Genomic DNA, 10,877 nt, shown 5'->3' with positions numbered 1-10,877 from the left:
ACTTGAGCAATCGGCACAATCTCACCAGTGAAGCGGGAGATTTGTGTCATAGGCAACCGAATCATCCCGCTTCAACTCCTTTGATTTAGCGACCTATCCCGACGCCGTCTAGTGATTCAACAGAGCCGTCTCAATAATCTCTGGCGTGGGTTCTGGCGTCTGCGTCGGCGAAACTGTCTTTTCCGCTGGTCCGCTGCCTCCCGCGAACGCAGAGCAGCCGGCAGAGATCATTAAGAGTGTAATGGCAACAGAGCCAACGATAGTTCTAGTCTCACTCATGGTTTTGATTCTCAATGTTGAGGTCTGTTTCCTTGTTTTTTTCAGAAGGTGAGATATTCAGAGTTTCAGTCAGGGTTGGCGTTGGTTCTGGTAACGTGCCAGTTGCTGATCCGTCGCCGTCCACTCCCGCAGATGGTGAATCATGTACAGTCTCGCCACCGGCGCTCAAAAATGCGATTCCGCGGACAAGGACGGTGAAGACAGCCACGTAGGCGAACGCGGTCAAGATGCTAACGTACTCCTCTCCGGACTGGATGCCGGGTATCGGTGTTTCCTTATTTGCATACCAATGGGCGTCCGTCCACACGATAAGCGGAGCGGTGACTGGGGGTAAGAGAGTGCCTGCAACCGTCGCTAACAGGCAGGCGACTACCCGTTGTGTCTTGTTCTTTACATTCATTATATTTGGATTTTATTTATTTTAACCTATATATTTTAATTCCGAAGCCATATGTGAAAGCTGTTATCAAAAACTCCACCCTCCGCCACCGTCACCGCCACTGTCATCATCATCGTCGCTATCGCCTCCGAACCAACTCCCGCTGTCACCGTCGTCATCACCACCACTGTCGTCATCATCGTCGTCACCGCCACCGATTATGCCGTCAAGGAAACCCCCCTGATCATCGTTATCGCTGCCTCCACTATCATCATCGTTACCGTTGCTATCATCATCGTCACTACTACTGCCGTCATCGTATGACCAGTCATATCCACCGTTGTCATCATCGTCATCGTCTCCGCTATCTGGGTTCATTAGGTTATTTGGCACGCTGGATGCTGGACGAGTACTACGACTCTCATCGCTGGAGCCGCCATCATTGGAACTGCCGCCATCATCAACATCAATGAAATCGTCCTGATTCTCTTCGTGTTCCTTTATTTCCTCTTTTCGTTCATCGACAGTCTCCTCACTGAACGTACCGCCGTAACCGTCCTCAGAGTACTTGTTCATATTGTCTTCCGCGATGATCTTGGTAAGTTCGTTGTCCATGTACACCCACAGACCGTCCCGGCCGTCAGTATCGACGATGGTATCCTCGATGGTCATGGCGGCACTCGTACAGCCCATGTTTTCACCGTCAACGTAGTAGTTCCCGCTACCGCCCGGACAGTTGTTGCCACCGGCGCTGCCACCGTTGCCAGACGAGTCGGCGACCTGAATCGTCCGATTGGCGACGCCACGCCGTCCGTCGGCATCGTAAGCGATCACACGGACGGATACAGAGCCGGAGTCGTTGAACGTGTGCGTAATGGTCGAGGTGGCGTTCTCGCCGGCGAGTCGCGTCTGGTTTTGGGCGGTGCCGTTGACGACCCAGGCGAGCGTTCGGAGGTCGGCATCGCCGGCAGTCGCGTTTGCAGTCAGATTCCGCTGGAGGCCAACGGGAACCGCGGGCGGGGCCGACATCGAGACTGACGGCCCACCAGCGGCCACCACGTCGACGTGGAGCATGTCCGAGCGCGACGCTCCGTCGTCATCAGTGACGGTGACAGTAACGTTGTACTGGCCGGTGTCGGCCGGTGAAAACGTCGTCTGGACGCAGGTCGGGCAGTCGGGTGTGCGTGTTGTGCCGTCCGGCGTTTCGATGGACCACTCGGTATCTTCGATTGTGCCGTCGGGGTCGCGCGAGCCGTTAGCGTCCAGCTGGACCGTCGTTGCTCGCTCGACGGACTGGTCCAGTCCGGCGTCGGCAAGCGGTGGCTGGTTGCCGGTCGCCACCGCTGTCCCGCCGAGAAGTGCCGAGAGGGCGAGGGCCGACACCACGAGTGTCGCGGTCCGGTGCATTAGCGTAGCGTAACATCTGTATCAGTTATAAAATTTCACAAATTAGACTGAAATTAATATAACGCCGTCGCGAAACAGGTAGTATTCTGTCAGGAATGGTCGAGCCAACGGGCAGGGTTTAAGTACGCCACGGTGGGAAGTTCTGGCAATGGGTCTCAAATGTTCCGTCCTCGGGCACAAGTACGGTGAGACCACCGTCGAGCGCGAGCGCGAAGAGCAGGGTAGCGAAGTCGTCATCACCATCCAGGAACGGGAGACCTGTGAGCGGTGTGGAAATACGCGCATTGTCTCGGAGAACAAGGAGGTAACGGCTATCGAGACGCCGTCGGATATCGCTAGCGACCTCGTCGAAGACGAGTCCGAATCCGAAACGGCGGAAACCGAGTCACCGCCGGAAGACGAGCCGGCTGACAGCGCGGCCGAACCCACTGACGAGGGAACGGAGCGCTCGGACGGCTGGGATAGCGTCGACGATCCGGTCAAAGCGCCGGGGGATTCGGGAGTCGGCGACAATGGCGGAGACGACGAGCCGGTTGATCCGTCGGCCGACGACGCCGAGATTATCGATGACAGCGACAGCGAGGGAAGCGGCGACGTGGAACTGGACGAGCCGACGACGACGGTCGACGTCCCGGACGCCGAGAGCGAGGAGCCGGTAACCGAAGACGAGACTGATCCGGAGAAAGACGACGGGCTCATTCTCGGCGAGGAAGCGGAATCGGAGTCGACCGGCGACGACCGCCAGCCCGGTGAGTGGCCTGATGAGCCAGGAGACGACGGGGACGGCTGGTCGCCGGAGACGATGCCGGTCGATTCCGGAACGGACGACGATTCGGGTGTTGAGTCAACCAGCGACAGTGCCGTGACGGTTCCAGAGGGCGAGTTCGCCTGTCCGGAGTGTGGATTCACCACAGAGGTCAAATCGACATCGTTGCGCGCCGGGGACTTCTGTCCGGAGTGTCACAAGGGGTCACTTATCACCCGTGGCGAGGAGTGAACGCAAAGGGTAAGACAGCCCCTCGCAAAAACTCGCCCATGCGAGAGTACAAGATGCGACGGGGCGAGCATCTCGAAGACCGCGTCCCTGACATGGAAGCGTTCGTCGAGGAGTACTTCGGCGAAGTAACGGATACAGAAGACTACGAGGACAACGACCTGCTAGTCGTCGATGACCCCGACAACCCCGTGTTCGACCGGGTCGTCGCGGGTCGCGTCGAGTACGGCTCGAAGAAGGACAAGATCGCGCTCCACATCGACGAGCGACCGGCGGAGGACGTCATCGCAGAGGGCAACGTCGATGCGGCCGAGGACGCTGTCGCCATCAAGAACGATTTCCTGGAGGAGGCGACCGACCGCGACGCAAAGGCACGACGTGACTCGCTGAAGCGCTCGGTCGAGGACGACGCCGACGCCCCGGACAACGTCTAACGACGGCTGTCGGGCGTACACAGTCCGTGAGTGCTGGCAGGCCGATACTGCGCTATCGTGTCCAGCCCGGCCCGCGTAGCTGTTCGGAAATTCTTCGATACCGTACACTGCCAGTATCACTCAGCGTCAGACGGGCGTCACATCTAAATACGCTTGTGGCATACATTCACATACGCCCCACCCGGAGGCGCACACAAGTATCCGGGACACGAGACACCACTCGTGATGCCACGGCAGCGGATTCCGGGGCAACCTGTCATAGTTTGTCCGCCCGCCGGAGCGGACCCAATCCGGCATTCGCGGCCAGGTCAGTTACCGAGCCGGCACTTCTGTTTTATTGGTACGAGACCGGCGGCAGGGTTAGCTGATGGATGGAAAGCGGTGACGGACAGAACGGCGCTATTCGGCGAGTCCGTAGCCGCGCCTGAACAGCATGTAGTCGATTGACAGCACGACCACGGTCGTCCCAGTCAGGACGGCCAGCGACGTGTTCGGATCGATTTCGGTGACGCCGATCATGCCGTAACGGACGCCGTTGACCATGTATACCATCGGATTGAGAAGCGAGACGTTCCGCCAGAACGCCGGGAGGACTTCGAGCGAGTAGAACACCGCGCCGAAGAACACCAGCGGCCGGAGAATGAACTGGTTCATCACTGTCAGGTAGTCGAAGTCGCTCGCCCAGAGGCCGCCGATGACGCCGAGTCCGCCGAACAGCGTGGTAATCACCAGCAGGAACGAGACGAGATACACGGGGTTAGCGACCGGAACCGGAGTGAATATCAGTCCCACGCCGACGATCAGCAGCGACGTGACGACCCCCCGGAGCGCGCTGGCTGAGACATAGGCCGCCACCATACTTCGGTTCGACATCGGCGAGGTGAGGACGGCCTGAATGTAATCGTTCCAGCGTCCGTGGAAGATAGTGAAAGAGGCGTTCTCGAAGCTGTCAGAGATGGCTCCGAGCACGACCAGTCCGGGGAGGACAAACTGGAGGTAGCTCACGCCAGCGATTTCACCGATTCGGCTCCCCAGAATCACACCGAACACGGAGAAGTACAGCGCGTTCGTGATGATCGGCGGGAGGAAGGTGTTGTACGGGCGACGGACGAACCGGAGGATTTCCCGACGGACCAGCGTCAGGAACTGCGTCGTGTTCTGGTTCATGCGGACACCTCCGCGTACTCGCGGTCGTCGCGGGTCATGTCGACGAACACCTCTTCGAGCGACGCGCGGCGGATGTCCAGTGAGGTGACGGTGTGGCCCTGCGCTTCGAGTTCGCGCATGATGGCCGGCGCAGTCTGGCTCCCGCCCATCGCGGTGACGGCCAGCCCTTCGTCGGTTAGTTCGATATCGGTGATGCCCTCAACGTCGAGTTTCGGGGCCGTCCGCGGCATCTTGGCTAGTTCGAGGACGATAGTGTCTGTGCCGCGGGCCATCAGGTCGTCGGGCGTTGCGACCTCGACTTTCCGCCCGTCGTCCATGATTGCAACCCGGTCACAGAGGCGTTCGGCCTCCTCGATGTAGTGGGTCGTCAGCAAAATCGTCGTCCCAGCGTCGTTCATCCGGTTGATGATATCCCAGAGGTCGTGGCGAAGCTGGACGTCGACCCCGGCCGTCGGCTCGTCGAGGATGAGCAGGTCCGGGTCGGAGACCAGCGCACGAGCGAGGACGAAGCGGCGTTTCATGCCGCCGGAGAGCCAGTCGAAGCGCGTGTCCCGCTTGTCCCAGATACCGACCGTCTTCAGCGCGTCTTCGGCGCGCTCGCGGGCCTCGGCCCGACCGATGCCGTGGTAGCCCGCCTTGTGTTCGAGCACCTCGATGATGGGGAAAAAACGGTCGACGTTGAACTCCTGTGGCGCGACACCAATGCGGTCGCGGGCCTCCCGGTAGTCGTCTTCCACATCGAAGCCGAACACCTCGGCGGTCCCGCGGTCCTTGTGGACGAGACCGACCAGCGTGTTGATAAACGTCGTCTTGCCGGCTCCGTTTGGCCCGAGCAACCCGAAGAACTCTCCTTGCTCAACTGTCAGTTCTAGGTCATCGAGCGCCTGCACATCGCCGTAGCGCTTCTGTAACCCACTGGCGCGTATCGCCGGTTCAGTCATTGCCGCCCTTAGCGTGGCGACACCGAAAAACGCATTGAAGCCCCCGAAAACCGGCAGTTAGAGTGATACAGGCTGACAAGATCGACCGAACAACAAGGTCGCGCCAACCGGACTGTCACACTCCTATCGGCCGAGTCGTTCCCGGGCGATGCCGACGCCGGCCGGGGTGATGATGAGCTGGTCGTCGTCCTTCTGGACGATATCGCCGCCGACTTCGTTGGCGACCTGCTTGAGTTCGTCGCTGATGTGTTCCATCGTGCGGTCCTGTGTGGAGTGGCGCGTGATGTCCGCGACGACCACATCGCCGTCGTAGACGGCGTCCTTGATGTCAATGACGTCCTGCTTGTCGCTGATTCGGGCGATACGGACCTGGCGTTCGAGTTCCGTCCCGGTCATCTCGAATTCGTTCGCGTTCAGTTCGACGTAATCCTCGGTGTTCCGAGAGGATCCAGACTCCCCGAGGATCTTGCTCATCAGTCCCATGTCACTCACGGCGTGCGCTACCCGTTTCAACTTTTCGTCCATCGAACGTATCGCCACAGCACACCCTGATCTACCGTGGTGAGGACCGAGAGCGGTGTGGGCTGCACAAAACGTTATGCAGGTGATCGGACAACTATCGACACAGATGCGCCTACCCTCCATCGGAACGGCTCCCAGTACCGTCGCAGCCGCGGGCGGCATCCTCTATGCTGTCGGCGTGCTGTCGTGGCTGTTTGCAAACAGCGTCCACTTCTCGTCACATGACTCAACGAGCCTCGCGTTTGGGGTCAGCTACGCCGTCATCGGGATGTTTCTCATGGGTGCCGTCCCGCTGTATCTCTGTAGCCGGCTCTCGCTCGTCACGCCGGTGTTCGTGACGCTCTGGCTACTCGGCAATACGGTGTATGAATGGCTCTACGGGACACATCTCCACCCGCTGTCGTCGTATCTCACTGTCTGGCCCCTGTTGCTCGGTATTGCCGTCGGAGCCGGTGTCATTGAAGCGGGTGTCAGGATCGGTCTAAGCCGTGGTGTCGACCGGTTCGGGCTCCGACCGCTGGTGTGACTGGCGCGAGGCCAGCACTGTGCTACACTGAAAACTCGAACAGGTCGTCGCCGACGTGGTGGAGCGACTTGACGACTTTCCCGCTGTCGCCGACCATATCGTCGCCGTCGGTCTGTGCGCGGCCGACAGCGAGAAACTTCCCGTGGGACTCCTCGTTGATGACGACCAGGTCGTCCGCACTGATGTCGTCGTCGGCCTCGGTGATACCCGGCCGCATGATGTCAGCGCCGTCCGAGACAAAGGAGACGGCCCCGGCGTCCACGGTGACGGTGTGTTTCTCCGGCGGGTACTGATTAGCTCCCTGAACGGTCAGGAACGGTTCGCCGTTCAGATAGAGGACGAGCGGGTCGCCGTCGACGAGGACGACATCCCAGTCGCTGTCGTCGAACTCGACCTTCTCGAAGCTGTCCGCGTCGAGTTCGACACCGAGGTTCTCCGACAGCGCCGTCGTGATGGTGTCGACCTCGTCCGAACGGAGGTGGTGTCGCGACTTGACTTCCATGCTCGCGTCTCGTCGGCGACAGAGGGTAAGCGTAACGAAGCGTGTGGGCGATGTGACGGACGCAGGTTTTTGTCCGCGCGGGCCAAGGTCAGAGTATGCGAGTCGTCACGCTCCTGCCCTCGGCGACGGAAATCGTCTACGCGCTCGGCGTCGAGCCGGTCGGTGTCTCACACGAGTGCGACCATCCGCCGGCGGCCCGCGAGAAGCCGTCAGTCAATCGCTCGCGTGTCGACCCGACGGCATCGAGTGGCGAGATCAACGAGCAGGTCGCTGCTGCCGAGGAGAGCGACGGCGTCTACGCCATCGACCGCGAGACACTCGCGGAACTGGAGCCAGACCTCATTGTCACGCAGGGCGTCTGTGACGTGTGTGCCGTCGACCATGTGGTGGTCGCTGAGGCTGTCGAGGAACTGGGGCTGGACACCGACGTGCTGACGCTGGACGTCCACAGCCTCGATGACCTGTTCGAGTCCATCCACCGGGTCGGCGCGGCGGTCGGGCGCGACGAGCGCGCTGCCGAACTCGTTGCGGACCTCCGGGACCGCGTCGCAGCAGTGGAAACAACAGCGACACGAGCCGAGACGACGCCCCGCGTGGCGGTGCTGGACTGGCTGGACCCGGTGATGGCTGCCGGGCACTGGGTCCCGGAGATGATCGAGATGGCGGGCGGCACCTACGGGATGGAGGAAGATGGCGCTCACTCCCGGCCGCGCGAGTGGGAAGAAGTCGTCGAATACGACCCCGAAGTGCTGGTGGCTGCACCGTGTGGTTTCGACGTGGCACAGACCCGCGAGAACCTTACAGACCTGACCAGACGACCCGGGTTCGACGACCTGACTGCGGTTCGGGACGGCCGGGCGTACGTGATGGACGGCCACCACTACGTGAATCGGTCGGGACCGCGACTCGTGGACACGCTTGAGTTTCTGGCGGCGCTTGTCCACCCAGACCTGTTCGAGACGCCACCACGGGACGCCGTCGTCGAACTCGGGACGGTCCGGGCCTAGGCGGCGGCCGCAGCCAGACCGACGTAAGTGTTGCCGAGGACGACAACCGCGCCGAGGGCGACGACAGTCAGGAGCCAGGCCCGCCACAGCGGGACCCGCTCGACCACGTTGCGGCACTCCAGCAGGACGACGCCGACGTAGAGAACGACAGCCATCTTCAGGGCAATCACGAGCAGCGGTTCGTGGATAAGGAGGGTCCGTATCCAGGGGTTCGCTTCCAGTCCCGGTCCGGCAAACTGCGCGGCGAACAGCGTCGACAGCGCGTCGCCGAAGCCCCAGACGAGCACTAGCGAGAACACCAGTTCGACGTAGCTGGGCTTTTCAAGACGAACGGAGAAGGGGTGAGATGCGTGGTCGGGCTGGGACATGTGAGTCGATGCCGTTACTCGGGGCTATCGGTGAATAAACCTCGGTTCCACAGTATCAGACGTGAGAATTAGACGGGAGGACGGAGCGGTTCCAGTCAGTCCTCGGCGAGCGAACAGCGGCCCTCGTAGCTGGCGTCGGCGACGCTCGCGATGGCGGGGTCGTCGCCACACACCGGGCAGTCCGGCTTGGGCGCGATAGGGACCTCCTCGAAAGACATCTCGGCGGCGTCGTAGGCGACGAGCCGCCCCTCTAGCGTCTCGCCGTAGTCCATCGCAAGCTTGACGACTTCGGTTGCTTGCATACATCCGATAGTGCCCGGGAGCACACCGAGAACGCCCGCAGTCGCGCAGTCGGGGACGGTGCCCTCCGGCGGTGCTTCGGGGAACAGACAGCGGTAACACGGACTGTCGCCCGAAAACGTCGTCACCTGCCCCTCGAACTGGAAGATCGCCCCGTGGGAGAACGGCGTGCCCGAGAGCGTACAGGCGTCGTTGACGAGAAAGCGCGTGGCGAAGTTGTCGGAGGCGTCGACAACGATGTCGTAGTCGGCCACCAGGTCGGTCGCGTTCTCCCGCGCCAGCCGCAGTTCGTGGCGGTCGACGGTCACGTCGGGATTGAGTCCCGTGACGAACTCAGCGGCGCTGTCAACTTTTGACCGGCCAACGTCGTCGTCCTTGTGGATGACCTGCCGCTGGAGATTCGACCGTTCAACCACGTCGTCGTCGACGATTCCGAGCCGCCCGATGCCCGCAGCCGCGAGATACTGGAGGACTGGTGCGCCGAGGCCGCCGGCCCCGATGACCAGCACATCGGTGTCGAGCAGTGTGGCCTGCCCCTCCGGCCCAACGTCGTTCATGATGATGTGCCGGGAGTAGCGGTCAAGCTGTTCTGGGTCCAGATCCGGTCGCATAGTGGTCGTACGCCACCCGGAGGAATAAACGACTGGTTCGTCTCGGGCGTTTCGAGCTGTAGGGCTGATAAATCCAGACTGCTCAGTTGTTGCGCTGGAGGTCCGCGACAAGGTCGTCTATCGCCTGATTGATGTCGGTGAGAAGGTCTGTTTGCCCATCGGATTCGTCGGCGATGTCGGCCGTACTGTCGGCGATATCTTCGGCTGTATCCGTGGACTGGTCGATCATGCTCGCCACTTCCTCAGTCGAAGCAGCCTGCTGGTCCGTGGCCGTCGCGACCTCCTCGATACCGTTGTTGACCTCGCGGACGGTGTCGTCGATCTCTCCGAGAATCTGGGTCGATTCCTCGACGGTGTCGATACCCTCGTCGATCTCGTTGTTGCTCTCTTCGAGGCTCTCGACGGCGTTCTCGGTATCGTCCTGAATACCGTCGATCATCTGCTCAATGGTCGTCGCCTGCTCCTGTGACTCCTCGGCGAGGCTCTTGACCTCGTTTGCGACAACGGCGAATCCTTCGCCTGCCTCGCCAGCGCGAGCGGCCTCGATGGACGCGTTCAGCGCCAGCATGTTGGTCTGGTCAGCGATGTCGTTGATGACATCGACGATCTCGTCGATCTCCTGAACGCTCTGCTGTATCGTCTTGACGTCCTCGGCGACGCTGTCGGCTGCCTGCTGGATGTTCTCCATCGCCTCATGGACGTCGTCAGCGTTCCCCTGTCCGCGCTCGGCGAGTTCCTTCGCTTCGCGGGAGGCCGCAGAGACCTCTTCGGACGACGAGGCGATCTGCTCGACCGACGCAGAGAGGTTCGACACTTCGTTTGCGATGTCCGTCAGGCTCTCGTACTGCTCGGTGGCCTGTTCGCGGATGTCGGCGGTTTCCTCGGCGATACCGACCGACGACCCCTCCAGCTCGGCCAGCATCGTCTGAATCTCGCTTGCAGCGGTGTGGCTGTAGCCGGCCTCCGTGTCGATGTCCTCCGAGATATCGTCCTGAATATCCGCGTCGATATTGTCGTCGATTCCCGACCCTGTTTGGCTCGGTACATTTTCCGTCGGTCTCTCAGCCATAGTAGTCGTCACAATGAGCGGGGAATATAAAACGAGTTGCCCAATAATATCAGAGTCGATATCTGGAACGACGTTTGTCGACCGTCGTGTCAGCAGTCGTACAGCGCGCGGTACTTCTCGTCGGCGTAATCGAGGAAGTGCTCGGCGGTGAAGGATTCACCCGTCGCCTCCTCGACGAGGTCGTCGGTCCGGTAGCGAGCGCCGTGCTGGTGGACGTGTTCGGTGAGCCAGTCGTGAATCGGGCCGAACTCGCCGGCACGGACGTGGTCGTCGAAGCCGTCAATGTCCTGCCGAGCGTGGTGGTCCAGTTGCGCGGCCAGCACCGACCCGAGCGTGTAGGTGGGGAAGTAGCCGAAGGCCCCGTTGGTCCA

Annotated in this window: 13 protein-coding genes and 1 pseudogene; 4 read left to right on the top strand and 10 right to left on the bottom strand. The window is 61.1% G+C overall.

Features of this window, described 5'->3' with window-relative positions:
• Positions 1-271: 271 nt before the first annotated feature.
• Together G9463_RS22135 and G9463_RS22130 are read right to left on the bottom strand one after the other, a co-directional pair.
• Complete coding sequence (locus tag G9463_RS22135) at positions 272-586, bottom strand: hypothetical protein (protein ID WP_193569706.1); 315 nt, start codon at positions 584-586, stop codon at positions 272-274.
• 159 nt (positions 587-745) lie between these two features.
• The gene (locus G9463_RS22130; RefSeq protein WP_165897850.1) at positions 746-2,065 is read right to left on the bottom strand and encodes a PKD domain-containing protein; all 1,320 of its coding nucleotides are present in this window, start codon (positions 2,063-2,065) and stop codon (positions 746-748) included.
• A 148-nt stretch (positions 2,066-2,213) separates the two neighbouring features.
• Between G9463_RS22130 and G9463_RS22125 the strand changes: the two genes are divergently transcribed.
• Entirely contained in the window at positions 2,214-3,062 is an 849-nt protein-coding gene (locus G9463_RS22125; RefSeq protein ID WP_165897849.1) for a hypothetical protein, read from the top strand.
• Positions 3,063-3,100: 38 nt separating this feature from the next.
• Positions 3,101-3,493, top strand: a complete 393-nt coding sequence (locus G9463_RS22120) for a DUF5611 family protein (RefSeq protein WP_165897848.1) — start codon at positions 3,101-3,103, stop codon at positions 3,491-3,493.
• A 399-nt stretch (positions 3,494-3,892) separates the two neighbouring features.
• Here the strand turns inward: G9463_RS22120 and G9463_RS22115 are convergent, their stop codons facing one another.
• The 3 genes from G9463_RS22115 to sepF form a co-directional block, all read right to left on the bottom strand.
• Positions 3,893-4,660: an ABC transporter permease gene (locus G9463_RS22115; protein WP_004958413.1), complete on the bottom strand. Its 768-nt coding sequence runs from the start codon at positions 4,658-4,660 to the stop codon at positions 3,893-3,895.
• Positions 4,657-5,601: an ABC transporter ATP-binding protein gene (locus tag G9463_RS22110; protein WP_004958416.1), complete on the bottom strand. Its 945-nt coding sequence runs from the start codon at positions 5,599-5,601 to the stop codon at positions 4,657-4,659. Before G9463_RS22110 ends, G9463_RS22115 begins: the two co-directional genes overlap by 4 nt.
• Positions 5,602-5,724: 123 nt before the next feature.
• Positions 5,725-6,084 carry a cell division protein SepF gene (gene sepF / locus G9463_RS22105; RefSeq protein WP_049939172.1) on the bottom strand — a complete coding sequence of 120 codons (360 nt, stop codon included), beginning with the start codon at positions 6,082-6,084 and terminating at the stop codon, positions 5,725-5,727.
• 145 nt (positions 6,085-6,229) lie between these two features.
• On the opposite strand from sepF, the gene G9463_RS22100 reads away from it, so the two are divergent.
• The gene (locus G9463_RS22100) at positions 6,230-6,649 is read left to right on the top strand and encodes a hypothetical protein (protein WP_165897847.1); all 420 of its coding nucleotides are present in this window, start codon (positions 6,230-6,232) and stop codon (positions 6,647-6,649) included.
• Between the two features lie 22 nt (positions 6,650-6,671).
• On the opposite strand, the gene G9463_RS22095 is transcribed toward G9463_RS22100, so the two are convergent.
• On the bottom strand, positions 6,672-7,151 hold the full coding sequence (locus G9463_RS22095) for an RNA-binding protein (RefSeq protein WP_165897846.1): 480 nt from the start codon (positions 7,149-7,151) through the stop codon (positions 6,672-6,674).
• A gap of 95 nt (positions 7,152-7,246) precedes the next feature.
• Here G9463_RS22095 and G9463_RS22090 point away from each other — a divergent pair, with 95 nt between their 5' ends.
• Complete coding sequence (locus G9463_RS22090) at positions 7,247-8,158, top strand: cobalamin-binding protein (RefSeq protein ID WP_165897845.1); 912 nt, start codon at positions 7,247-7,249, stop codon at positions 8,156-8,158.
• Here G9463_RS22090 and G9463_RS22085 read toward each other — a convergent pair.
• The 4 genes and pseudogenes from G9463_RS22085 to G9463_RS22070 form a co-directional block, all read right to left on the bottom strand.
• A complete protein-coding gene (locus G9463_RS22085; RefSeq protein ID WP_007188657.1) occupies positions 8,155-8,526 on the bottom strand; it encodes a DUF5658 family protein in 372 nt (123 codons plus the stop codon). The two genes, G9463_RS22090 and G9463_RS22085, sit on opposite strands and share 4 nt — an antisense overlap.
• Before the next feature lie 95 nt (positions 8,527-8,621).
• Positions 8,622-9,437: a molybdopterin-synthase adenylyltransferase MoeB gene (locus tag G9463_RS22080; RefSeq protein WP_004958433.1), complete on the bottom strand. Its 816-nt coding sequence runs from the start codon at positions 9,435-9,437 to the stop codon at positions 8,622-8,624.
• Positions 9,438-9,519: 82 nt separating this feature from the next.
• Positions 9,520-10,506, bottom strand: coding sequence for a methyl-accepting chemotaxis protein (locus tag G9463_RS22075; RefSeq protein ID WP_004958436.1), 987 nt, complete (start codon positions 10,504-10,506; stop codon positions 9,520-9,522).
• Positions 10,507-10,595: 89 nt separating this feature from the next.
• Positions 10,596-10,877 (bottom strand): annotated as a pseudogene (locus tag G9463_RS22070) (carboxypeptidase M32); the annotation flags it as partial.

Origin of the sequence: Haloarcula sp. JP-Z28, from assembly GCF_011440255.1 — an archaeon.
Classification (GTDB): domain Archaea; phylum Halobacteriota; class Halobacteria; order Halobacteriales; family Haloarculaceae; genus Haloarcula; species Haloarcula marismortui.
Note: the sequence above shows the minus strand (reverse complement) of the source record. Positions and strands in the feature narration are given on the sequence as shown.

Coding starts and splice junctions, on each gene's coding strand:
- G9463_RS22075 (WP_004958436.1), bottom strand. CDS start 10,506: ATGGCTGAGAGACCGACGGAAAATGTACCGAGCCAAACAGGGTCGGGA.
- G9463_RS22125 (WP_165897849.1), top strand. CDS start 2,214: ATGGGTCTCAAATGTTCCGTCCTCGGGCACAAGTACGGTGAGACCACC.
- G9463_RS22100 (WP_165897847.1), top strand. CDS start 6,230: ATGCGCCTACCCTCCATCGGAACGGCTCCCAGTACCGTCGCAGCCGCG.
- G9463_RS22110 (WP_004958416.1), bottom strand. CDS start 5,601: ATGACTGAACCGGCGATACGCGCCAGTGGGTTACAGAAGCGCTACGGC.
- G9463_RS22115 (WP_004958413.1), bottom strand. CDS start 4,660: ATGAACCAGAACACGACGCAGTTCCTGACGCTGGTCCGTCGGGAAATC.
- sepF (WP_049939172.1), bottom strand. CDS start 6,084: ATGGGACTGATGAGCAAGATCCTCGGGGAGTCTGGATCCTCTCGGAAC.
- G9463_RS22095 (WP_165897846.1), bottom strand. CDS start 7,151: ATGGAAGTCAAGTCGCGACACCACCTCCGTTCGGACGAGGTCGACACC.
- G9463_RS22085 (WP_007188657.1), bottom strand. CDS start 8,526: ATGTCCCAGCCCGACCACGCATCTCACCCCTTCTCCGTTCGTCTTGAA.
- G9463_RS22130 (WP_165897850.1), bottom strand. CDS start 2,065: ATGCACCGGACCGCGACACTCGTGGTGTCGGCCCTCGCCCTCTCGGCA.
- G9463_RS22120 (WP_165897848.1), top strand. CDS start 3,101: ATGCGAGAGTACAAGATGCGACGGGGCGAGCATCTCGAAGACCGCGTC.
- G9463_RS22080 (WP_004958433.1), bottom strand. CDS start 9,437: ATGCGACCGGATCTGGACCCAGAACAGCTTGACCGCTACTCCCGGCAC.
- G9463_RS22090 (WP_165897845.1), top strand. CDS start 7,247: ATGCGAGTCGTCACGCTCCTGCCCTCGGCGACGGAAATCGTCTACGCG.